We start from the raw sequence: 24069 nt of genomic DNA on the forward strand, positions 1-24069 counted from the left end.
TAGAAATAGAAATTTTTCAACGTAAATAATTACCACGCATCCATATCTATTGCAAAAGCTGTCATTTATAATAAATGCACTACATGAATATACATAGAGAGAAATTACATTAATAATAAATTTTACCATAACCATATTTTTTGTATTGATTTGATAAAATTTATTATTAAACATAATTATCTCCTTTTTAAATACATTATCGTTTTGGGTGAAGCATATTAATCACTTTATCCTTTTGCCCATAATAGGCCTGATCTGCTGATGGTTCTGCTCCTGTATTATTCATATGATATTTTATCCCATCAGGATAACTTGACGGAATCCCTGTAACCCCAGGTGAACTTACAACTGTTACACCATGTTCAGAGTCATTAACAGGGGGGCCTGGTATGGTCGGAAGTCCACCACCAATATTTGTCAAACCAGAAGCTGCTCCAGTAACCTTATTCAAAATATGCTCTGTTTCCCATAACCCTTCACCCTTTACATGACCCTGAATCTGCTGGAATGCCAAATCATTATGCGGCATATTATTCGGATGGACCGATGCTGTATTATAACCTAATACAGGCATACCCGCATGAGAGCCTACAGCTATAGCTAATCCTCCCCCTAGAGACTCCCCGCCTACCATCGGTTGTGATCCCTTCCAATCCTTGCTTATAAATAGCTGATGTAAACGATCCCCAAATGCCGCCGCAGCCTGGTAATCAGAAGGATTAAATCCTGATGCTTGCGCTATATCAATACGTCCATCATGAGAACCTTTCGTCCCTTGTATAGTAAATAAAGGAGGGGTATTGGGGTTTGTAGGGTCATTAGGTACATATAAGGCGCCTACCATATCCGTCTGATTTCCATTGGCATCTTTCGGACGATCCAATAAAGCACTCAACCCTTTATACCCATCTATTCCATAATCATTTCTTAACTCATCTTCTGATGGAATGTGGTACTCCGGTGGTGGTACATTATTTTTATTCACCGTCTTATCTGCATTATAATAACCCGTCCCATCATCTTTAAATGCCGCTCCATAAGACTGTGTTAAATGCGAAAGCAGTTCCTTATTCCTCAAATCCTGGGCTGCTTCTGCATGCCCTTCTTTGATCGCTTCAATCATGACGCCTCGGGCTGTGTCATTATATTGCTCAATAATCGAAGCAACATTCGCACCATTAAAGGCTCCTTCACTACCGCCAACTGCAGCTCCTATCGCCGCTCCTGCTCCTGTCGTAATGGCATTTTGCAGCACGTTGCCGGCGGTTTCAGTAAACGCATTATCCCCAAAGTGCTGCCCAATAAACTTCCCGATCGGATCTGCTACTATGGAGCCTGCAATATTTCCGGCTACGACACTCGCTGCGGCTGCACCGGCATTTCCGCCTGTTGCTGCGGCTACAATCGCGGCACCACCGCCTTCTAGTGCGTCACGGCCCATATTACCTATAACGGAATGGGGATCAAACCCAGCAACTTTATTTGCCTCCAGCACATCAGAGACCTGACCGAGGACTTCGCCGACGAGTTGCATGCCGACCTGGCTGTTTTGGAGTTGGTTGCTCAGTTTCTGCGCGTCGAATTTGTTTTCCAGGTGGCCGTTCGCTTTACTCGTGTCGGTCAGGTAGCTCCCTTCGGTTCCGTTAATCGCGTTGACGTGGATATTCCCGCTGATCGCTGAATAGCTCGTGCTTGTTTCGTCGTGTTTCCGTTCCCCACCCGTCAGCAGCCCGGAATTGCCCATCAGGTTAGACCCTAGTGACCCAAGAGCTCCTTTCACGTTGCTCATCATTCCGGTACCGATACTGATGCTGCCGCCTTTCGACTTCGCTTTCCATTTCGAGAGATTATCTTCGCTCTCTGCTATCAGTTTCCCTGTATTAAAATGGTTCTTGCCTGCATCTGCCGTGCTATCAATCACACCTGCTACAAGGTGGGTATCTCCTGCAACGCTGATATCAACACCATCCTCACCCGCATAGATCCCGCTCAGTTTCTTCCCGGTCGTCTGATAATTATCCTTGATCTTCTGCTGCTGGAAGCTGCCGCCAACGCTCGTGCTCGCTCCCGGTACCGCGCCGACCTTGAAGTTCACACCTGCTGATGTCGTTTTACTTTTATAGCTCGAGCTATCTTGCGGGCTGGTAATTTCAAGTTTCCCGCTATTGACAACAACCTGCTCGCCGCTGACTTCCGCACCATTGAGTTTCGTCTCGCCAGGTGATGTAATCGTCAGCTTGTTCGTCGCATTAACTGTCGTATCAACAGCTGTCGCGCTTTTGCCGTTCCCTTTGAACTTATTCATCTGCGCTGAACCGGTTACACCAAAATCAACGCCATCTCCGCTGATCCCGATATCAACCCCGAGGGAGGCCCCCATGCTTTTACTTTTCTGGATCTGGCTGGTCGTATCCCAACCAGCCTGCAGGGTCACGTCTTTCCCTGTCAGTGTTACATCCTTACCGGCAAGCTGGGCTGCTGTCGCAAGTAACTGACCGTTCTGGCTGTCTGCTTTATTATCCCCTCGTGCAACAACTGTCAGGTTATTCCCGGCAACCGCGCTGGAACCTACAACATCGCTTTCATTACGTTCAGAATAGGTTTTCTGTTTCTGGAAGCCTATTGACGCTTCAATCCCTATCCCCTCGGGAGGCTGGTCTGCGTCTTTGCTGTCGCTACCCTTGGCTCCTGCTGCACCAGCTGCTCCTGATGTGCTGGACGCTCCTGCCGCGCCGGCGTTTCCTGTCGTGCCCGTTGCTGGTTGTGAGGTGGTGGATTGAGGTGCCTTCGCGTTGATCGCGGTGTAAAATCCTTTCCCTGCCATATAGGCGCCCTGCATGGAATTTAGGATCTTCCCGGTCCCGCTTCCCTTGCCTGACATTTCTTCTGCTGCCAGGGCTGCGTTCATCGCCTGACCCAGCATTGAGTTACCGCTCAACCCAACGCTTACGCCTATAAAGGACGAGGACGTTTTATGGATCTCGCGGCTTTTATTTGCCAGTGCGTCAAAACTCACTGAGGAGCCGCTTATAGTCAGGTCATGGCCTGCTGAAAGATCCGTCCCTGCAAAATGGGACGCTGCTCCTGAGGTGATGCTCAGGTCGCCTTTCTCTGCTCCAATCTCTGTCGTCGTGACTGTATTATTATCATAAATATCAGTCTGTTTCTGTTTCCCAAATCCAACTGATATCTTCCCACCGCTAAAGCTCGTCGCTAGCCCGGATTTCTTCTTGCGGTAATAATGATGATAGGTGTTATTTAAACCCGTAGTCTCTATCTTGTCGCCTGCACTCAGGCTGACGTTATTTCCCCCACTGATCGTTCCAGCTACAGACAGGTCATGTCCCGCTGACACAACCACATCTTTCTTTGCTCCAACAAGACTGCCTATCTCCGTGCTTGTACTCGTCTCGTTCGTGATTACCTTCTTGCTCAGGAAACCTGTCTTTTTCTTTTTCGTATATTGGTATGTATGATCCAGCACACTACTGAGCTTCACATATCCCTTCGCGGCCAGGGTCGCACTCCCCTCTGACATAATACCAGAGCCTGCAAGGCTCAGATCTCCTCCGAGGGCTGCTGCCGTGACATCCCCTCCTGCCGTGATTGAAGAGCCTATATTATGCGTTCCATTCTGTTTCTCGGTGTAATGATGCATATGTTCATACATCGACGCATTCGTTCCCACCGCATCAAGCGAGATGCCCTCTCCAGCAACAAGGCTCGCCTTTCCTCCAGAAGTAAGATCAGCCCCTGAGAACTCTATGTTCTTCCCAGCTGAAATAATCGCATCATTCTTCGCTACGATTTGGCCTGTCGCACTGATATCCTGCTGTGTCCCTCCATGAATCTGGTATGTGCTTAACTGGTCTTCATTGACGACTGATCCTTTCAGCGCGTCCAATGTCACATCACCACCAGATAACGTCCCTCCTGCATTATCGATATCGCCTGTCGTGCTGACAATATTCAGTGCCTTGTCGGCTTTAATCGCGCCGCCATTGTAAACAGACCCACCTTGCAGGCTGACGTTCTTCCCGGAAATCGTCGCTCCATCCGTTAGGACCGCCTGGCCGGATGCATAATAAACCTTCGGTGCCAGTACTGTCTTGCCATCAACCTCAACAGGGACATACCAGACTATATTTTCCGTCAGACCAGCCTGTTGTTCTGCTGTCAGCTCCTTGCCAAACGTCAGCCCTAATTTCCCGGCCTCATCTGACGCATTGTTCAGAAGACCCTGCATCTGATCATTCGCATTCTGATAGCTTCCGCCGAGAAATGTCTGCCCCGTGGCGCTGACTATCTGCTGTTGCACATAATGCGTATCAAACCCATTATCACCTAAAAACTGGTAATCCGCCTTGTTATCACTCAGCTTATCTAGCAAATATTTCGAGCCATACAGACCCTGTAAGGAACTGTATTTCGGGTTCGTCTCAATCACATAATGCGCACTCGGATCAGGAGATGGAAGATAGATTGCTTTACCACCAGGAATCGAATTTACGATATCACTTATCTCTGCACTCGGCAGGCTGACTGTGACTGGAGATGAGAGGCCGCCTCCAGCTGAATTGGCTGGTTTGTGTGGTACAATAGCTGCTTCACCAGTAGAAGAGGAGGAACCATTTGCTCCATCTCCTGTTACAGAACCTGTTCCTCCTCCTGAACCCTGAACGATTTTATCAGGAAGCTTTCCTTGCTGTACCCCTGCCGACGAACCACCAAGTTGAACAAGCGATGTCTGATTGAAGCCAGGGAGTTTCAGAGACTCTTTCTGGGCTGCTTCAGATGCATGAATGGAAGGAAGACCACCCCCTTGATAGCCAAGTTCAGGTATCTGAATATCAGATGCACTCGCCTCTGCCGCTATCTGGTCACTCGCGGCAACCGCACTTAAAGAAGTATGATCTTTCCCAGTATATGAAGTCTCGGCGCCTGGTTTTGTCTTAGGTTTGATAACTGAATTACCAACAGCCCCCGTAAAGTTACCGGTAATATTGCCACCAGCTATAATGGTGCCACTTGCATCTGAGGCTGAATATATGGTTGGCCCCCATTGATGTAGCGGGGGAGTGTAACTATGGCTGCCATGGCCATAATCAATAGTAATAAAAGAACCGTCAGCATAACTTGGCCTCAAGCTCGTATTTTCCGTGTGCCAATTACACCCTCTATGATCAAGGCACTGCAATGTATAATACCTGTTATCCTCATAACCAATATTATCAACATTGCCTCCAGTTAAATTTATATTATTACCTGCTGATAAATGACTTGCATCATTGACTATATCATTTTTTACGGTGACATTAAGATCATGACCTGAGCTAATCAGTGAAGATGTTCCGTTAAGGTGCCATTTCTGTTCTAATATACCAGTTTGTATTGAAGCTCTATTATGATAGTGATTATTATGTCTTTCACTGGCAGTAATATAACCTGTGACCTGATGACCCTCTTCATCCAGAAGTCCAATCGGAGCATTTAGGTGTTCTCCCATATGTCCTGGTGGGACGGTTTGTATGACTTGAAAATGTCTCTCATCATCTTGCTTTACCGTTCCATCATGAATATTCTGCAGGAAGGTAGCATTGATTGTCAGATCGCTTTGTGCGCCATTAGCAGAAATTTCAGCGCCTTTATTAATAACACCGCCCGCTGCTGATCCATTAAGCCCTGTAATATTCAGCGATCCATTCTGGGCTTCAATCACTGCTTCCAGATTATTTAAATTACCTGGCAAAGTCAAAGATACAGACTGGCCTGTTATGAGACCATTATTGGTAATATCACCTCCTGAATGCACAGAAAGCATGCCCCCTTCGGCCATAAGGGCACCGTTATTTTCAACAGAAGTGGCTTCAATCGTTGCTTTTCCACCGGCCAGAACCCCAGCACCAGCAGCGACGTTATAGGCTCCGTCAGAGTGAAGTATTGTATCACGTCCTGATTGGAAAAGAATATCACCCGCAATCCCTTCCTCAACATTCAGTGTCAAATCACGGCCAGCTATAAGAGCGGCTGCAATGGCGTCAAGATTATGAAGTGACAATGTTAAATCACCTCCAGCCTGCATCGTACCACCTGAATTTTCGATGGAGATTGCTCCGCCATTGCCATTTGTCAGGGTAAGGCCACCTTCTCCTCCCAGCTGCAAGAGCTTACCATTACTATTATCAAGATTATCTGCCAAAATCTTCAGATCATTCTGTGCCTGGATTGTCCCGGCTGTGTTGAGAACCTGCATTAAAGACTGACTATTCTGATCTTCAGCCTCAATCAGGACATTTCCTGCCACCGCATTGATCAATCCATTATGGTTATCAAGAGTGTTTCCAAGCAGTTTCGTATTACTTCCAGACTGGAGAACTCCCTCGTTATTATTAATAACCGCAGAAGATATACTTAATTCACCATTTCGGGACAGGACCTTACCACCATTATTCTGGAAAGAATTGCCACTTAAAATGACATTACGCTCCCCTTGTAAAATACCATTTTTATTAAGCAAATCACCATTAAGCGTGACAGCAAGATCATGCTGGTCTGAAAGGATTGTTCCTGCTTCGTTCTCCAGACTATTACCTTTGAGGGTCAGATTACCTTTACCCTTAATCTGACCATTACGATTATTAATCTCGCTCCCTGTCAGAGTTATCGCCCCCTCACTGATAATCTGACCCTGATTATCCAGATCATGGGCAAGTACCAGCCTTGCATCATCCTGACCAGACAGACTGCCTTTATTGGTCATATTCTGGGCTGTGACGTCTATATTCCCCCCCAAAGCAGCAATCTGCCCAGAATTATCAATATCCTGCACGACTGACAGAGTAGCACTGCCTTGGGAAAGGAGTGTACCTGTATTCCTCAAGTTACCCCCACTTGTTACACTGAGGAACGATTTATTGGGATTGTTTTCTTGCTCAAGAGCTTCAATTGTTCCCTTATTGACAAGGTCATCTTGCCCTGTGGTTACGATGGATAGATCACCTTGTTCTGTAGCAATGAGAGACCCGGTTTCATTTTCCAGAGATACTGTTTGAAGATTTAATCCTGTTCCACCAATCAAGGTACCATGATTATCGAAGTCACCAGCAACCAGAACAGCCAGCCCCTGCCCCGCACTAACAGCAGACTGTGCATCATCCTGCCATTTCCCAGTCTCAACCCTTATATTCCGCCCTGATTTTATGGAACCATCCTGATTGAGAATTTCTGAATGAAACGCCTGCGTAAAATTATCATTAATGGTAGCATCACCATTAATCCCCAGAAGCTGGCCTTTGCTGTTATCTAAGAGGAATGTTGTAAGTTTTAAGGATTTTCCGGCCTGAATAATCCCCATCCTGTTATCAAGCTTTGATATCCCTTCTCCAATATTCGTCCCTTCAAGGACTATATCCCCATCAGAAACTACAATACCTTGCCCATTAGAAAACTGCTCTCCTTTAAAACCAATTTCTCCTGATGACTGTGTAAGGGGACATATTGATAATACAATTATCTAACCGGGATCATATGGGATTAGCCGGGATTTTTCGAGATAATTTCTTTGAAATCCTGCGGAGTGCAGAAATTGCAATAGAGGGAAATGAGTTTTTTCGTTTTGAATGTTAGACAAATTTTTTATATTCATCAGGGTCTTTCTTTCTGTTTTATAGACAGATTGATTAAACCCTCATAGGAATTTGAAAAACTGTTTGAGCGTGTTTGAAACGCGTTTTAAAAGATGATGCGTTCAGTTGCTATTTATCCAAATGGATGTGGCCTGCCACCTTACCAATAATTCTTACGGCTACGTTAGGCATGGCATCTCCCCAGCAGACATCGTTCATAAATACATCAAAGCTGTTATATTCCTTGTTATCACTGATAATTTCGTATGTCTTGGGATCTTTAAAATCCAGACGTTTCACTACTATCGTATCGTTTACAGCCATAACATAAATGCCAGGTCTTAGATCATTACTGGGCGTGTAATTAACAATCAGAACGTCTTGTGACTGTATTGTGGGTTGCATACTGTCCCCATGAGCGCGCATTAACAGGACGTTCTTGGGGACGTAACCAAAGATAGAGCGCAGAAACCCTTTTGAAACATGGATTTCTTCGGCCTCTTCCCAATTTTGTGCGACAATTCCTGTGCCGGCTGAGGCCTCAGTCTGGAAAAACGGGATAGCAATCGTGTCGTCGTTATTCCGACGCCTGTCTACAGTAAGGGATGGCGATGGTGGGGAAGATAACGCTTCTGTTTCTTCGTTGCCTTCAGCAAGCCAATCAAGAGAAACATTGCATGCCTTAGCCAAGACGATGGCAGTTTCAATTTTCATACTGCTACGTCCCGATATATAGCCATTCAGAGTTCCTAACGGAATCCCAGTCTGGTCGGAAATTAGCTTATTGCCACCAGCTTTGCGAATAGACTCCCTAAGACGTTCAGCTCGACTTCTAATTTCAAACTCACTTTCATTAGTTTGAAATTTAACATCATTTTGACTTGAAACCATATTTTATCTCACTACCCTAGAAAAATAGCCAAAAAATGACCTAAATTTCAAACATTACAAAATATTTATGTTTGAAATTGAATATTTCAATTTTCAAATTCAAACTATGATGTAATATCCGAGAGAACAAACCGGGATGATGTTCCGGCTCTTGGACGAAAAAATAAGGTCAGGATGACCTGGCCTTAAAAAAAGAGAGTTATCATGAATCATAAACGATCCGGTATGGATGTTGAAGATATCAAAGCAGAGTTACGAAAAAATTATGGACCGTTAGTTCATATTTCAAAGAACATCGGGTTAAGCAGAAATGCGATAAGTGCGACGCTAGGTGACCCTCAACATTCGATTAAAACAGAAATTCGTATAGCCAAATTATTAGAAAAAAGCCCCTACGAAGTTTGGGGAGCACAGAGATTTAATCAAGATGGAACCCCTGTAAAACGTTCTATTCGAAAAAATCCTATAAAAAATATTCCCTCAAACTTCTGTAAAAAAACAGAGTTATCATCATGCTAAATTATGAGTTTGCCACTCTTCAGGAAATTGCAAACCTAGGTTTGCCTTATATTCCTGGCATGAGAATGCTTCACATTAGAGCATCAGAGGGTCATTGGTCCCGTCCTGAATGGGAAGGGAAATATTGGCGTCCACGTCAGGGTATAGGCGGTGGAGTTGAATATTCCTACAAACTTCTTCCTAAACCTGCCCAGCTAGAATGGGTGCGGCGTTTTCTTGATTGCAGCCAATCCGAAAATATTGACCCTGCCAATCATGCGCAAGCTTGGGCAGCTTATCAGGCAGCGGCACAGAGCCAGAAACAGGCAGCCATGCGAGCTTTGCAAATTTTGGAGTCTGTAAAACAGCTCACAGATGCTGGCTGGACGATTGATGAAGCCATTGAAGCACTAAAAGAAGACAACAGACTCACCCGTCCTTCTGTTATGCGCTGGAGACGGCTTGTCAGAAACGTCCCTCGTGAACATTGGCTGGCTTATCTGGTCCCGAGCAAAACAGGCCCTAAATCTGCACGCTTCCGTTGTTCTGAAGAGGCATGGGAGTTCATCAAGGCTGATTGGCTTCGCCCTGAAAAACCAACTCTCTCGGCCTGTTATCGCCGGCTCTGTCAGGCATCGGCCCAGAATGGCTGGACGATTCCTTCAGAGAAGACCTTCTCACGCTGGCTTGCTGATTTACCCGTGGAAATCGTGACCCTAGCCCGCGAAGGACGGGACGCGGTTAAAAACCTTGTTCCTGTTCAGGAACGCGACCGCACGCACCTTCATGCTCTGCAAGCCGTCAATGCTGACGGCCATAAATGGGACGTACGTGTTGAATGGCCAGATGGCACGATCGGACGGCCTCTGATGGTGGCATGGCAGGACCTATACTCAAACATGATCCTGTCCTGGCGCGTAGATCGCTCCGAAAATACCGATGTCATCCAGCTCGCTTTAGGAGATCTGATTGAGAAATATGGCATCCCATCCAAAGCATACCTGGATAATGGACGCGCCTTTGCCTCCAAACGCATGACAGGCGGCACTAAAACACGCTTTCGTTTCAAGGTGCGTGAGGGCGATGCTGCGGGCGTCATGACCATTCTGGGCATAGAGACCGTTTTTGTTACGCCCTATAGTGGTCAATCAAAGCCAATTGAACGCGCATTTCGTGATCTGGCAGGCGATCTTGCCAAACACCCGGAATTTGCTGGGGCTTATACAGGGAATAACACCGTTAACAAGCCGAGTAATTACGGTGAAAAAGCGATTCCCCTTGAGAAATTCCTTGCTGTTATCTCGGCTGGAATTGAGGAGCATAATAACCGAATAGGCCGCCGCACAGGAGTGTGCCGGGGTGTGAAATCCTTTCGACAGGTGTTTGAGGAGAGTTTGAGCCAGGTTGCTGTGAGAAAACCAACGGTTGAGCAACGCCATCTCTGGTTGCGTGCCGCTGAGAATGTTATGGCCTCCAAACGTGACGGGTCATTCCGCTTTCTGGGCAACCGCTACTGGGCAGAGTTTCTCAGGGACCATATGGGTGAGCCGATTGTGGTTCGCTTTGACCCACAGGCTCTTCATGAACCCATGCATGTTTACAGCAATTCAGGTGAATTTCTGGGAGACGCCCCGGTTATTGAGAAAACAGGCTTCGATAATACCGCAGCGGCTGCCGAGAAAAAACGTGCTGAAAAGCAGCTCCTCAAGGCTGCAAAAATGCAGCTTGATGCTGAACGCACATTATCCGTTTCAGACCTGGCGAAATTGCTGCCGATGCCAGAAGACGATGGTGAAAAACTGGTTGAACAAAAGGTGGTTTCGCCATTCCGGCCTCAGCCTGTTGTGACAACAGGGCCAAAAACCACAATTCTCACCCAAGAAGACGATGAAGATCACGTTACGGCCAGTATCCTGAACTTCATGCGTCACAGTGCATAAGGAAAGAAAAATGAACAACGAAACCAATAATGCCTATAGCGATCTGATCGCTAAAATCAAGAAAATTCAGGAAGAGAAAGCCCTGACACTGACGCAGATCAGCCGTGAATCAGGCTGCCCGAAATCGACGATCAGTCAGTTTCTGAACGGCCAATATTGCGGGAATAACGAGAAAGTCTCTGAACAATTACAGCGTTGGTTTGATACCTGTACAGCGCGCCGACAGGTGAGCAAACAGATGAAAACAGCGCCTAACTTTCTTATGCTGCCTTCCTCTGCCAGCTGGCTTCAGGTGTTTGAATATGCCCAGCTTGCAAGCGATATCGGGGTCGTGACAGGCGCTCCTGGCACCAGTAAAACATGGACGGCGGAATATTATTGTAATACCAATAGCAATGCTTGGTTGATTACCGCTGACAGCTCACTGCGGTCTCCCCGCGCGCTCCTCCAGGAAATTGCTGAAGTTGTGGACTGTCCCGTGAAAACAGGCTCACGACTTATGCGTGAATTGGTCAAACGCCTCAGAGATACGGGTGGCTTGCTGATTATTGACGAAGCTCAGCATCTCACAACTGAAGCACTGGACCAGCTCCGAGCTTTGAATGATCTGGCCGGTATAGGTTTGGCATGGATCGGCAATGAACCTTTGCGAGGCCGTATTGAAGGCATGGGCCAGCAGGCCGCTAATGCCCAGATATTCAGTCGCGTGGGTATGTGGAAGTCGCGTTCTCAACCCACCGCTAAAGACATTGATCAGCTGGTTTCCGCCTGGGGCATTTCCAATCCCGAAATTGAAAAGCTTTTGCGCTGGATTGGCTCACGTGAGGGAGGCTTGAGAGAACTCAATAAAACCCTGAAATTTGCCTTTTACATTGCAGGCACCACAGGGCGCGATGAGTTGGAAATCGCAGATGTTGAAGCCGGATGGAACCAGCGCAAACCAACAATTTTACGCAGCCGTGATTGTAAGGGAGCTTAATCATGACACACGCATTAACGGAACGTTTGTCTCATGTGTTGGCTCTTTCTGAAGATGTGGCTCTTACGCGGTCGGAGATTATTGAATGCCTGGGCGGGATCAGCCCTGTCTTTGGCACGGTTGGGATTTTGAGAGACGCCTTGATTTCTCAACAGGATGTGCGGGGATTGCCGCATCATTCGAGGCTTTGGAGCATTCTGGTCTTCTACCTCGAAACTCTGCCCCGCAAGCTGAGCATTTCTGCCCTTTGTGAAGAGTTGAAGCGGGAGGCGCGGCCGCCTGTGCTCTCAGAGCTGTTTGAGCAGGATGCGAGGGAGACCTTCTGGCCTCACCGGAAATTACGCTTCTGGCGGGCTGCCTATCGGGCGCGGCAGCGGGAGAGTGTCGGCGGTGCGCACTGACGAAAGCAATGATCTGGTGGTGCCCAAAGGGCACCCCGTCCCCGGGCAATATGAAATTTTTGGACAGACAATCATGAATGACATGAAGAAAAAGCATTTTATGGAACGTGCTTTCACAAAAGGACGGGAAATCTCCCATTTTGGTCGCCTTAAACCAGTGGAAAGCTTTAAGCCTCGTGACGTGCTGATCCATGACTGGGTGCATGAGCGGGTTGCTGCTGCAACGTTGCTACAGACTCATATGCAGGAGGCCAAAAAAAGAGACTTTGAAGAGTTTGACCTTATTCAGGAGCTGATCCTTGAGGAATTCGGCGCCCGCATTTCAGGCACACGCGGCGGTGGTGAATTTGAAACTCTGGATGGGCTGATGAAAGTGCAGGTCACCAACTGTGACCAGAAATATGTCGGCAGCGCTATTACTGCGGCAGAGGAGCTTGTACGTGAGGTTATGGATGACCTCATGAATGGCACATCAGCGGATCTGCAACAAATTGTTGACCGAGCTTTTGTGCGCAACCGCCTGACCGGCAAAATCTCGACGACGCGGATAGCCGGCCTGGTTAATCTGGACATCACCCACCCTAAATGGCCAGCTGCCCAGGCCGCTCTGCGCGAAGCCCTCAGATCAGGCGGGACACGTAGATACATGCGGTTTTATCGCCGCAAAACGATACACCACGCGTGGCACCAGATTGACCTCAATTATTCATCGCTGGAGGGGTAATCATGACGAACTTGGAAAATATGACAATTCATAATCTTAAAATAGACAATCTCCAATACGAGGCTTTACGCAGTGGAGAGAAAACCTGCGAGATCAGGTTCAATGACGGTGATTATCAGGTCGGTGATATTATTCTGTTTGGGGAACAGATCGTTGAAGAGGAACTTTATTGGAGAATTACCCATGTAGACCATTTTCCTGACGGGTTAAAGGATGGCTATGTCGTTCTTTCATTAGAAGGGCCAATGATGACAACGACCGAGTATTTCCAGCGACAAGGAACAATGCTCAATTACGAAAGAATAATCTCCGCGAAAGATGCTGAAATTGCGCGATTAAGAGCCATGAAGGAACAGAATAATGGTTGAGGAATTTATTGATAAAGAGTCTCAAAAAATAGTCTCTATACTTAAATGTGCGCTAAAGAAGTTTTATAAAGATAAAGCTATAGCTGATCATGTTGATTGGATAGGTAAGGGCTATATTCTCGGTGCAGCTTCTTATGCTGTAGTAACACTCGATATAATGCTGACAGTGAAAGAAAAAGACACAATGATAAAGGCTGTTATCGACAAGACAATTGAGCTCCTGGAACAAGATAATATCGTCAGCAAAGTTGGTTCTTCAAAAAAAGTGAGGCCGCCATCTCAGCGTAAAGTGAGAAGAAAATAATGAGCAATGCTGATAACCGCCGTAAATTATTGGCGCAACTGCATATTGCTCAAAAAGCACTAGCATTGGAGGAGGAGAGCTACCGAGCTCTTCTCCACCGGGTAACAGGTAAAGAGTCCGCAAAAGACATGACAGAAAGCCAGATGCAGGACGTTCTGGCAGAGTTTAAGCGGCTAGGCTGGAAATCAGAGCAACAATACCGTCCAGCTCTCTCCGTTCACCCGGACGTGCGAAAAGTATTTGCCATCTGGAAAAGCCTGTCAGCTCACCTTGAGTGCAAGGGGTCAAGAAGCGGTTTAAGGGCGTTTGTTAAACGTTTAGCTGGCGTTTCAGACCCAAATTTCCTGACAGGACCGCAGGCACAAAAAGTCATTGAAGCGCTGAAGGCAATGCAGAACCGTTATGGGGGAATTGAATTAATGGGAGGTGCAAAATGACGCCGGAACATTCTGGTGATTTATTGATGGCAGTCGCTACGGCTGTGGTGGGGGTGATTTGGATTATGGGGATGCTTATTCTCGATTATAGAAAAGAGCTGTGAGAGATAAAATCGACTATATCCCTTTCTTCTGCTTTGAAAACAGGTAACGTGGTGGCGGGACAGATAATTGAAATTATAGAGCTAAAATTTGAGGGGCCATTCATCTATTTCCCGGATCGCGATACTGAGGAGTATGCGTATTTATCACCATACACTAGAGCAGAGTGGTACCATCCAGTGTATTATGGTAAAATGTTTCGCGTTAGAACAAGTGATTTTACAACCTTTGTTTATACTCCTTCTACCCGCAAATTGGTAAAATGAAAGGGGAGTTATTGTCCCATCTTGAAAGATAAAGGGTCAAGAAGCGGTTTAGGGGCGTCTTGCGGGACGCCCCTTTCTTTATTTGGTGAAAGGACAATAGCGTGTTCGACGATAACGAAAATAGTTTCATACCTATAAAAGGTCGGATTAAACAACCTGCGACAATATCTATTTCTATCCCTGAGGAAAATTTAATAGCTGTGGAAGAACCACAGAGAATGCCTAGCGTTAGCGAGATAACAGATAAAGCAATTAAATCTATCGAAGAAAATGATTCTAATACCCTCAAAGAGATTTTTGATAATTACAGTTCGCCATATAGTATGATCAATAACAAAGATTTTAACAATATATCTAATACTATAAAATGGTGGTCAGAATTTTCCGATAGAGCTCTTTCCCTCTCTTGCCCTCTAACCATTAATATTAAAATGGTTTTTGCAGATCATTGGGTACGATTTGGTGGTTTCATAAGAAATACGCTTCGTAATGACAAAAAACTTATCACAGTTCTTAAAAAATTCCTCCCTTCATTCTGGGGACCATGGAATAACATGACTCTTTATAGGGGCGAGAATATTACAAGATTAAATGAAGGTTTTCTCGGTATAGGCTGGACCCCCTATAAGGAACGAGCCATCATGTTCGCAGAGGGGCTAAATGCAGACGGAAATGAAGGTGGTGTTTTATTGGAGATAACGTCCTCTTTTGAAGACATTATCTCAAATCCTGTGAACTCATCTGCAACCTCAGAAGAAGAACAGGAATTTATTATTGATCCTCAAATAGCTCTTCCTAAAATGCAAAAAATAGCGACTTATCAACCTTGGGATGAAAGACGGAAACAAAATAATTTATTATTAGATACGAGGTTTTCTCCCAAGGATATGAGGATTACTCTAGAAGAAATGTATGACTAAACAGAAATGAGAGTAGAAGGTTAATCTGAGTTCTCACTTCTATTATCTTAGAAGTGAGAACTATTTCTGATTTATTTATTGAGTATCATCATCCCAGCCAATGCCGGCATGTTCCTGATCTCGGTCGCGTTTGACATCAAAATCAATCATTTTGACATTCACAAGGTGAACGCTGTTAGCGTGTATTCTGTGTTTGATTTCATTAATTCGCTTATGCACTGAGGGTGTTGAGGCTGATAGGTGCGGAGGTTCCACAGAGTCTGGATGTGCAGGAGAGGTGCAAATATATTTTAGATAATCACGATCTGTTGGGCGAATATATTTTGAGTGAGAATCAATGGCGACATTTTCCCATGCACAGGCTTCCACCTGGTTAGCGGAAATATATTTATTATCTTCTGGCTCTGGTCCCTTCCAAAGGTTATAGGCCGTGTCCTTCTGGGCATTATAATCGCCGGCATAGGCGTTCTGATATTCCTCGGTAAAGCGCTTTTGATCTTCTTCACAAACAGAAGGATCATGGGCATTGTTACAGAACATTTCATAATTTTCTGCTTCATCAACGGCGTCTGCATTGGTGAATGGTTTTGCTTGAGCTGAAGCAGAGAGTGACATGGCGATGCCTGTTAATAAAGCGATCTTTAAAAACTTCATTTTAATTAACCCTTTCTAAAACTTTGGTCACATACTCATAATGTGGTTAATTATTTGTGTATAACTTCTTTAATATGAACGGATTGAAGTCACTTAATTCATTTGTACGTTTCCCCCTCTTTTGCTAAAATTACTTGAGAAATCATGGAAAAATTGGGGTTGTTGTGGGTGAGTTTATTATTCCTGTGCCTGTCGAGATTGGATGGATGGCGGACGCTGTTGGTGAGGAGCTGACGTTTAATTTTATTGAGTCCATGGCGGGGCAGAAAATCTGGATACCCCGTTTGCGGGTTGAGCAGTCCAGTCTGGCACAGAGCTGGGGTGTGCCTATGGCGCAATGTCTCAAAGAACAGTTTGGCGGGGAACGTTGGGAAGTGCCGATGCTCAAGGCGTGGCGCATTAGGCGGCTGGCCTTTCTGGGGCTTTCCAATAACGAGATCATTGCCCGGGTGGGAATAACCCGCCGTTATCTGCAACGCACTCTTTATAATATCAAGGATGAAGTGAGGCGCGTGCAGCCTGTGTCAGATGAACGCCAATTGAGTTTGTTTTAAACAGGGTATAAAGAAGTTTCAAACACCGTTTTAACCCTGATTTAACGCCATTTTTTAGTGGGGGGAGGTTTCCCCCCTGACCTCAAAAGAGCCTGTTTTTTACTCTGGCTCTATGAGACAAAACCTTGAACCTTCCCTGAATTTTACCCTCCATTCTGAAGGAGGCTATCAGTGCCTCCGTTCGGATCCCGGCAACTGGACGGGAGGACGTGTTGGTTCCGGCCAGCTTGTCGGCACTAAATATGGGATATCTGCCTCTTTAATCGCACATGATGCGGCTGACCTGACGCCGCGCAAGATGCGGATGCTGACGGAAGATGACTTCAGACGGATTGCTTTAGAGCAGTTCTGGACCCCGCTTCATTGTGACGCGCTACCGTTAGGGCTGGACCTTCTGGTTTTTGATCATGGCTTTAATACAGGCCTGAAGATTTCGGTTCGGCTGCTACAGCATATTGCGGGGACACGTGATGATGGTGTGATGGGGCCTGCGACCTTGCAGGCCATAGGAAACGCAACGGCGGTTCAGCTGATCCCCTATCTCAATCACGACATGATTGTGTTGCTTCAGCGTGAGATGATGCTCGATGAGACAGGCAGTATCAGCACCGATATGCGGGCGAAGCTGAATTGCCTGAAATGGCGGTCCTCTCTCTGGTGCTGTGCGCTCGCCTCCATGCAGGAGGTGGATTATCGCCAGAAACGTAATTTCAGCATTTTTGGCAAGGGATGGCTCTCCCGGCTCCGGCAACGTGTTTCAAAAGCTCTGGAACTTTGCCGTGAAGCCAGACTTTCATCAGAAAAGGCACCTTCAAAAATTGCCTGACAGTTTCCACCTGTCGGGCGCGGCGGGCTGGGTAATTTGAGCGCAGACGCAGCGCATTGTGAGGAACTATGAAACTACTTGAATGGCTGGAAAAATTGCTTCCCGCTTTTAATACAGCCCTGACACCTGTGATTGAGGGAACCCTCTCCAAATATTACGACGCAGCCAAGACCGCCGTCCGTTCTGCCCTGACCAAAATTGACGGCGGAGCAGACCACTTACTGGCGGTTTACCGTAAATATGAGAGTGACCACCCGTTGGTGCAGGAAGCGATTGATGAAGCCTGCAAGCTGCTGAAAGTGGCCGGGATTGATGTGCCCAATGCTGATGTTGTGGAGACGCACGTCAAGGCGGCGATCCATGATCTGGCATCTGTCTTTGTGCCGCCTGAAACAACCACATCAGGCACGCCTTCTGACACAACCACACCGGCAGCCTGATTGTGAGTGAGATGGTGCCCTGGAGTGTTTTTATCAGCGTTGGGGGCGCGCTTCTTTTGACGCTGTGCCTCCTTCTGGTGGCGTTTGCACTCTGGGCGCGCCGTCTCGACGGGCAAATACAGAGCCAGACTGAAGAAATGAAGCACCTCCGTGAGTTGGTCATGACCGTCATAAGGAGCCACCTTGATGCAAAACGTTGACCTCTTTCTTTGTATTTTAGTGATCGTTTCCATTGCCTTCATCATCGGTGTTTTGAGTAACGATCATCATCCGCATTGGTAAATTATAAAATGTCACTTGTTCAAAAACTGATTGAAGAGCGTCGCTGGCGGATCTTGTCTTTTCTGGCGGATGTTCCTGCCCGTAGCCTGAATGAAGATGTGCTGCTGCTCTGCTTCCGTGAGATCGGCTTCCCGATTGATATTACGGAACTCAGGCATGATCTGGACTATCTGGAACGGCTGGGATGCCTGCGTCTGACGCAATATCGGCTTGAACAGGCCAGGCATTTGCTGGTGGCGCAACTCACCGCTGAGGGGCTGAAAACATGGCATTGTGAGCGTGCGGTCCCCGGTGTTGCTGGCAGAAGGCCGCTTTGAGATGTCGCGCCCGTCTTCTGTCTCCCGTCTGCCTTTGCCTGTCCGCGAAAAAATCGGCCAGCTTCGAGATGCCGGTCACACGATTGATGAAATTCTTGAGGCTTTGTCTCACGTAGGTGACGGCGTTGAGGTGAGTCGCTCTGCCTTGGGCAGGCATATCAAACAACGGGATAGACTAGGCGTAGAGCTGCGGAGATCGCGGGAAATAGCTGAGTCCCTCGTCACACAATTAGGCAATCAGACACCGGGGCGACAACAGGCGCTTCTGATTGAATTATTCCATAGCGCTATGTTGGACCTCTTCCTTAATGCAGAGGATGGAACGGTCAATAAAGATGGTCTTTCTGCCCTGAAAGGAAACCCGAAAGGTTTGGCGGCATTAGCAGACGCCGTTCATTCCCTGGCACGGGCGAACCGACTGGATGTGGATGTCCGGGCTGATCTGGAAGAGAAAGCCCGGTTAAAAGCGGAACATGATGCGAAAAACGCCGTAGTTACGGCTGCGAAAAAACAGGGACTTTCTCCCGAAACAGTTGAGCAGATCATGGCGGGAGCTTTTGGGGTCAAATCATGAGCTGCGCTGTTTTCCTGCCCTATCAGACAGAGTTGATGGAATCAGTCAGAAACCACCAGGTCACGGTTATTGAAAAGTCCCGTCGCACAGGGATTAGCTGGGCGGCTTCTTTCATAGCGGATTTGACGGCTGCTGCCTCCAAGGAAGCTTGCGGGATGGATGTTTTCTATCTGGGCTATAACCTCGAAATGGCGCGGGAGTTTATTGATTACTGTGCGGACCATGCCAAGCTCATGCAGCATGTCTCAATGCAGGTGCATGAAAGCTTCTGGAAAGACCCAGATAAGGAAGAAGCAAACGTCAAGGTCTTTCGGGTGGATTTTGGGAGTGGTCATAAGGTACTGGCATTGCCTTCCAGACCACGAGCACTGCGCGGGATGCAGGGACTGGCTATTATTGATGAGGCTGCCTTCCACGACAATCTCGATGAACTACTAAAGGCAGCGATGGCCTTGTTGATGTGGGGTGGCAAGGTTCTGATTATCAGCACTCATAATGGCGACCAGAACCCCTTTAACACTTTAGTTAATGATGTGCGTTCAGGCCGCAAACCCTATCATCTGCTTAGGCTTACCCTCGATGATGCTCTTGAAGACGGGCTTTACCGCAAGATTTGTGAACAGACGGGCCAAAAATGGAGTGCTGAAGATCAGTCGAGGTGGCGAGCAGAATTAATTGCCAATTATGGTGCTGCCTCTGATGAAGAGCTTTTCTGTATTCCCTCTTCAGGAAGTGGGGCTTATCTGCCCCTTGCCCTGATTGAGGCACGCTCTGACGCCAATGTGCCTGTCATCCGTTGGGGATGTGCTGACGGGTTTGTCCTGCTGTCAGAAGCGTTGAGAACGCAAGAAACAGACGATTTTATTCAGTCTGAACTGACCGGCATATTGGAGCGACTGGATCATAAGACCCCTCATATGTTCGGGGTGGATTTTGGCCGTTCGGGAGATTTAACCGTCATATGGGTGCTGGCTCTGGAAAGCGACATGACCCGCCGCACCGCTTTGGTGATTGAGCTGCGGAACGTCCCTTTTGAGCAGCAGAAGCAGATCCTGCATCACGTTCTTGACCATCTGCCACGGCTTCGTGCCGGGGCGCTGGATGGACGTGGGAATGGCCAGTATCTGGCGGAAGTGACCATGCAGAAATATGGCACCCACATTGAGGCCGTCATGCTGTCTGAAAGCTGGTATCGCGACCATATGCCTGCGCTGAAAGCCGGGTTTGAAGACGGGTTGGTGACCCTCCCGCAAGACAGGGAAATCACGGATGATCTGCGCGCCCTCACATTAGTGCGTGGTGTAGCGCGTATCCCTGAAAAACGAACGACTGGTGCTACGGGCAAGCGCCATGGTGATGCAGCGATTGCGTTGGCCTTGGCTTATGCGGCCAGCCGGTCAGAGGTGGTGGAATATGGCTATGTTCCTGTGCCTCTCCCCTGGGCTGATCGGGGTAACGCAACCCATGGCGTGCTCACCGCCCAAGAGGAAGAAGAACGTGACCGGCTGGGGAGTGTCAATGAATTTGGCGTTATTGGAAAGGTGATGTTGTGAAAGAAGTTTTGTCACTCGTGGTTCTTGCTTTGGTCTCATTAGTGGGGTTGGTCTGGCTGTCCTGGCGTGCCAGCAAAACAGGCGCTGCGGAAAAAAATACCGATACAGCGCAGCAAACAACCGCACTTGTACAACAAGCGGCGCAGGCCGCCACCAATAGCTGCACTACAGATGACGCACTGGAGGAGGCTCTGAAAAATGGCTCTTTCTAAAATAGCGACTGTTCTGCTTCTGGGACTGGTTCTGACAGGCTGTGCCAGCCCTGAAATCGTGGGGATTTGCCCGGCCTATGTGGATTACAGCAAGGATGATCAAAAAGCCTTGCTGGCGGAGTTGCAGGCTGGGAAAGAGGCCGCTGTGCCGCAAACCCAGACGTATCGCTTCATCAAGGATTACGGAAAGCAGCGGGCAGCCCTCAAAGTGATCTGTCAGGGGAAATAACGATGAAACTCCTTGATCAATTCGGGAATGCCCTGCCAGCTTCTGCACAGCGTGAGACAATGGGAGCCTCTGTTCTTGGCTCTCGTCCTGCACTCTCGGACCCGATTGCGACGCTCGGTCTCAATCCTGCTGATGTGGGGGCGCTTCTTCATGCGGCAGCACATGGGAATTCCAGCGATTGGCAGACGCTTTGTGAATTGATTGAGGAACGTGACCTTCATTATCTGGGGGTTATTGGCACGCGTAAACGCTCTGTAGCGCAGCTCCCTGTCACAGTCGAAGCGGCAGGCAGCTCGCCGGCCCAGAAGAAACACGCAGAGTTTGTGCAGAACTGGCTTGATAGCGGCCTCTTTCAGCGGGCGGCGTTTGATATATTGGACGCCATTGCCAAAGGGTTTTCAGTCCATGAAATGGTCTGGCATTGCGAGGCTGGGAATTATTACCCGGAACGTCTGATTTACCGCCCCCAGCGCTGGTTTGAGATTTCCTATCAGGATGGAGAAACGATCTGGCTCCGTGATGATGCGGCCTCTGCCACACCTGAAATTGCTGGGGCCGTGGCTGAAGACGGCATGAAAGCACTCGACCCTGCCAAGGCGTTGGTTCATAAGCACCCTTCCTGGTCTGGCCTGACCATCCGGGCGGGGCTGACCCGTTCAATCGTGTTTAATACGCTGTTCAAACTCTTTTCAAACCGTGATTGGGGCGTGTTTGTGCAGTCTTTTGGCATTCCCATCCGGGTTGGGAAATTTGACCAGGCGAGCACGCAGGAGGACCGTAACACGTTATGGCGTGCTGTTTCTGACGTGGCGGGGTCGCTTGGCTGTCTCATTCCCAAATCCATGGAGCTTGACTTTGTTGAGCCTAAAAGTGGCGCAGGGTCTAATGACACCCATGAGCGCCGTATTAAGTGGCTGGATGAACAGACCTCCAAGGCCGTTCTAGGCCAGACTGGCACGACGGATGCCCGGCAAGGAACGCATGCCGCTGCCGCGGTGCACCGCCTGGTGCAGGAGGATATTGAGCGTTCAGATGCCTCACTCCTGGCCTTCACAATTAATAGCCAGATCATCAAGCCAATGATTGATTACAGTTTTGGCCCGCCATCTGACGGGAAATATCCCACGATTGCCATCGGGCGGCCCGATGAAGCCCCAGTGGAGGTTCTGATTGATGCCGTGCAAAAATTGGGTCCGCAAGGGTTTAAGGTGAAGGCCAGCGAGCTATGGACGCGCCTTAATCTTGAAGCTCCCCTTGAGAGGGATGAAACGGTTGGCGTGCAGGTGCAGCCTCAAAACCCCGTGCCGGCCTCTGCTCTGCCTGCTCGGGAGGAGCCTGCTAAACTGATTGCCTCCCATATTCCCACACCAACCGACAGAAACAAGCCTGTGCAGCAGACACTGCACGCCGTCCCTGTTCAGATAGAGCCACCGGTTAATACCCCGTCTATTATTGCAGCCCTGACCGACAATATAGCCCATGAGGCGACGTCTGGTCTGGAGCGTATGACGGCGGAAATCAGGCATGAAATTGGACAGGCGAGCTCTCTGGAGGATTTAAGCAGTCGCCTGGATAAACTGAATTTGTCTGATGATGAGTTTGCGGAGGCTATGGAACGTGGTTTGCTCTTGAGTGAACTGGCTGGAGAGGCCGCCATGCTTGAGACTTTTAAACATGCCTGACGATGTCGTCCTCTCTCATGTAAAACTGGCCCCTAGTGAGGCAATTAGCTATTTCCGGCAGAAACTCAACGTGCCGACCCAGAAATGGGGCGAGCTGGAAGCAGCGGCTCATGCCAGGGCATTTGCCGTGGCGGGAGCAACCTCGAAGGCGCTTTTGAATGATTTCAAGGCAGCTGTTGGTCGTGCTCTTAGTGAGGGTCGGACGCTTCAAGACTTTCGCAAGGATTTTGACCGCATCGTCAAAAAACATGGCTGGGCGCATAATGGTAGCGCGGGGTGGCGGGCAAAGATCATTTATGACACCAATTTAACCTCTGCTTATGCCGCGGGTCGTTACCGGCAGATGACGACCCCTACAGCGCGGGAGCTGTATCCTTATTGGCGTTATGTCCATCATGCCTGTCAGCACCCACGCCCACAACATGAGGCATGGGACGGGATTGTGCTACGTAATGATGACCCGTGGTGGTCAACGCATTACCCGCCGAATGGATGGCGCTGTCATTGCACGGTGGAGCCTGTCTCCGAGGGACGTTTGCAACGTGAGGAACTACAGATTTCCGAGGCTCCTCCCCTGGCTGAAAAAGAGTGGCGTAACCCGGCTACCGGAAAGATTGAAATGGTTCCTCACGGGATTGATCCAGGGTTCCAGAGCAATCAGGGTGCTGAATGGTTAAAGGCTGAAAAAGAGCGGACCGCTGGCGCCATGAAGCCTCTGACGCATGTTGAAGGCAGACCGGTTTCTGAACTGCCTATTCAAGAGCGTCAGGCTGTACAGAAAGAGCAGATCAAGAAATTTATTGAGATGTCTCCTCCATCTGGTGAAGTGGAGGCTGGGACCATGCCCGAGCTGTTACAGAAGCAACTTGGCAGCCAAACAAGGCAGGTTCTTTTATCGGGTGAAACCTTGATGAAGAACCAGATGCATCATCCTGAATTATCTCAAAAGGATTATGCTTCCTTGCCTTCACTGATTGCGGAACCTGATTATGTCCTGCAAGAAAATCAGCCTGAACGTCTGACCTTTATTGCTGGAGAAGGCATTGCTTACAGGGTTTCGGTTAAACGAACACAAGACGGTCAGAAAAATTATATTCTTTCCGTCATCTTCATGGATGGCAAGAAGGTCGAACGCCTGCTTAAGAAGCAGAAAATTCTTTACAAAAGGAACAATTCTAAAGAGAAATGAGCAGCGCATGAGTGGGGCCTGCCGATAACCCCACAATAGCGCGATCCCCGTTTCCGGGTTGCCCAGGCCGGCAGAATATCACCTGATCACCATACGCTGCTT

23 protein-coding genes are annotated in these 24069 nt (G+C 48.1%); 20 read left to right on the forward strand and 3 right to left on the reverse strand.

Annotated features, from left to right (window positions below; translation table 11 throughout):
* Positions 1–196: 196 nt before the first annotated feature.
* Together AC3B6P_RS07390 and AC3B6P_RS07395 are read right to left on the reverse strand one after the other, a co-directional pair.
* On the reverse strand, positions 197–7354 hold the full coding sequence (locus tag AC3B6P_RS07390) for a hemagglutinin repeat-containing protein (protein WP_489805450.1): 7158 nt from the start codon (positions 7352–7354) through the stop codon (positions 197–199).
* Positions 7355–7754: 400 nt separating this feature from the next.
* The gene (locus AC3B6P_RS07395) at positions 7755–8516 is read right to left on the reverse strand and encodes a LexA family transcriptional regulator (protein ID WP_489805451.1); all 762 of its coding nucleotides are present in this window, start codon (positions 8514–8516) and stop codon (positions 7755–7757) included.
* 204 nt (positions 8517–8720) lie between these two features.
* On the opposite strand from AC3B6P_RS07395, the gene AC3B6P_RS07400 reads away from it, so the two are divergent.
* The 9 genes from AC3B6P_RS07400 to AC3B6P_RS07440 all read left to right on the forward strand — a co-directional run bounded on the left by AC3B6P_RS07400 (position 8721) and on the right by AC3B6P_RS07440 (position 15455).
* Positions 8721–9035: a helix-turn-helix domain-containing protein gene (locus tag AC3B6P_RS07400; protein WP_489805452.1), complete on the forward strand. Its 315-nt coding sequence runs from the start codon at positions 8721–8723 to the stop codon at positions 9033–9035.
* Entirely contained in the window at positions 9029–10954 is a 1926-nt protein-coding gene (locus tag AC3B6P_RS07405) for a transposase domain-containing protein (protein WP_489805453.1), read from the forward strand. Before AC3B6P_RS07400 ends, AC3B6P_RS07405 begins: the two co-directional genes overlap by 7 nt.
* 10 nt (positions 10955–10964) lie before the next feature.
* Positions 10965–11933 (forward strand): AAA family ATPase, encoded by a 969-nt coding sequence (locus AC3B6P_RS07410; RefSeq protein ID WP_489805454.1) that lies wholly within the window; start codon positions 10965–10967, stop codon positions 11931–11933.
* 2 nt (positions 11934–11935) lie between these two features.
* A complete protein-coding gene (locus AC3B6P_RS07415) occupies positions 11936–12334 on the forward strand; it encodes a hypothetical protein (RefSeq protein ID WP_489805455.1) in 399 nt (132 codons plus the stop codon).
* Positions 12324–13058 carry a DUF3164 family protein gene (locus AC3B6P_RS07420; RefSeq protein WP_489805456.1) on the forward strand — a complete coding sequence of 245 codons (735 nt, stop codon included), beginning with the start codon at positions 12324–12326 and terminating at the stop codon, positions 13056–13058. The genes AC3B6P_RS07415 and AC3B6P_RS07420 overlap by 11 nt, the downstream gene beginning before the upstream one ends.
* Before the next feature lie 2 nt (positions 13059–13060).
* Positions 13061–13426 (forward strand): DUF3850 domain-containing protein, encoded by a 366-nt coding sequence (locus tag AC3B6P_RS07425; RefSeq protein WP_489805457.1) that lies wholly within the window; start codon positions 13061–13063, stop codon positions 13424–13426.
* Positions 13419–13730 carry a hypothetical protein gene (locus AC3B6P_RS07430; RefSeq protein ID WP_489805458.1) on the forward strand — a complete coding sequence of 104 codons (312 nt, stop codon included), beginning with the start codon at positions 13419–13421 and terminating at the stop codon, positions 13728–13730. The genes AC3B6P_RS07425 and AC3B6P_RS07430 overlap by 8 nt, the downstream gene beginning before the upstream one ends.
* The gene (locus AC3B6P_RS07435; RefSeq protein ID WP_489805459.1) at positions 13730–14167 is read left to right on the forward strand and encodes a gp16 family protein; all 438 of its coding nucleotides are present in this window, start codon (positions 13730–13732) and stop codon (positions 14165–14167) included. The genes AC3B6P_RS07430 and AC3B6P_RS07435 overlap by 1 nt, the downstream gene beginning before the upstream one ends.
* A gap of 469 nt (positions 14168–14636) precedes the next feature.
* The gene (locus AC3B6P_RS07440) at positions 14637–15455 is read left to right on the forward strand and encodes a hypothetical protein (protein ID WP_489805460.1); all 819 of its coding nucleotides are present in this window, start codon (positions 14637–14639) and stop codon (positions 15453–15455) included.
* Between the two features lie 75 nt (positions 15456–15530).
* Here the strand turns inward: AC3B6P_RS07440 and AC3B6P_RS07445 are convergent, their stop codons facing one another.
* Complete coding sequence (locus AC3B6P_RS07445; RefSeq protein WP_489805461.1) at positions 15531–16109, reverse strand: hypothetical protein; 579 nt, start codon at positions 16107–16109, stop codon at positions 15531–15533.
* A 164-nt stretch (positions 16110–16273) separates the two neighbouring features.
* Here AC3B6P_RS07445 and AC3B6P_RS07450 point away from each other — a divergent pair, with 164 nt between their 5' ends.
* The 11 genes from AC3B6P_RS07450 to AC3B6P_RS07500 all read left to right on the forward strand — a co-directional run bounded on the left by AC3B6P_RS07450 (position 16274) and on the right by AC3B6P_RS07500 (position 23967).
* The gene (locus AC3B6P_RS07450) at positions 16274–16663 is read left to right on the forward strand and encodes a hypothetical protein (protein WP_489805462.1); all 390 of its coding nucleotides are present in this window, start codon (positions 16274–16276) and stop codon (positions 16661–16663) included.
* Positions 16664–16775: 112 nt separating this feature from the next.
* Complete coding sequence (locus AC3B6P_RS07455) at positions 16776–17489, forward strand: glycosyl hydrolase 108 family protein (protein ID WP_489805463.1); 714 nt, start codon at positions 16776–16778, stop codon at positions 17487–17489.
* A 68-nt stretch (positions 17490–17557) separates the two neighbouring features.
* Positions 17558–17929, forward strand: coding sequence for a hypothetical protein (locus tag AC3B6P_RS07460; protein WP_489805464.1), 372 nt, complete (start codon positions 17558–17560; stop codon positions 17927–17929).
* Between the two features lie 2 nt (positions 17930–17931).
* A complete protein-coding gene (locus tag AC3B6P_RS07465) occupies positions 17932–18129 on the forward strand; it encodes a hypothetical protein (RefSeq protein WP_489805465.1) in 198 nt (65 codons plus the stop codon).
* Positions 18130–18219: 90 nt separating this feature from the next.
* The gene (locus tag AC3B6P_RS07470) at positions 18220–18528 is read left to right on the forward strand and encodes a hypothetical protein (protein ID WP_489805466.1); all 309 of its coding nucleotides are present in this window, start codon (positions 18220–18222) and stop codon (positions 18526–18528) included.
* A 1-nt stretch (position 18529) separates the two neighbouring features.
* A complete protein-coding gene (locus AC3B6P_RS07475) occupies positions 18530–19102 on the forward strand; it encodes a phage protein Gp27 family protein (RefSeq protein ID WP_489805467.1) in 573 nt (190 codons plus the stop codon).
* Positions 19099–20655 carry a terminase large subunit domain-containing protein gene (locus tag AC3B6P_RS07480; RefSeq protein ID WP_489805468.1) on the forward strand — a complete coding sequence of 519 codons (1557 nt, stop codon included), beginning with the start codon at positions 19099–19101 and terminating at the stop codon, positions 20653–20655. The genes AC3B6P_RS07475 and AC3B6P_RS07480 overlap by 4 nt, the downstream gene beginning before the upstream one ends.
* The gene (locus AC3B6P_RS07485; protein ID WP_489805469.1) at positions 20652–20867 is read left to right on the forward strand and encodes a hypothetical protein; all 216 of its coding nucleotides are present in this window, start codon (positions 20652–20654) and stop codon (positions 20865–20867) included. Before AC3B6P_RS07480 ends, AC3B6P_RS07485 begins: the two co-directional genes overlap by 4 nt.
* A complete protein-coding gene (locus AC3B6P_RS07490) occupies positions 20854–21096 on the forward strand; it encodes a hypothetical protein (RefSeq protein ID WP_489805470.1) in 243 nt (80 codons plus the stop codon). Before AC3B6P_RS07485 ends, AC3B6P_RS07490 begins: the two co-directional genes overlap by 14 nt.
* 2 nt (positions 21097–21098) lie before the next feature.
* Positions 21099–22778: a DUF935 domain-containing protein gene (locus AC3B6P_RS07495; protein ID WP_489805471.1), complete on the forward strand. Its 1680-nt coding sequence runs from the start codon at positions 21099–21101 to the stop codon at positions 22776–22778.
* Entirely contained in the window at positions 22771–23967 is a 1197-nt protein-coding gene (locus AC3B6P_RS07500) for a phage head morphogenesis protein (protein WP_489805472.1), read from the forward strand. Before AC3B6P_RS07495 ends, AC3B6P_RS07500 begins: the two co-directional genes overlap by 8 nt.
* Positions 23968–24069 lie beyond the last annotated feature (102 nt).

The organism is Aristophania sp. ESL1142, assembly GCF_058107345.1.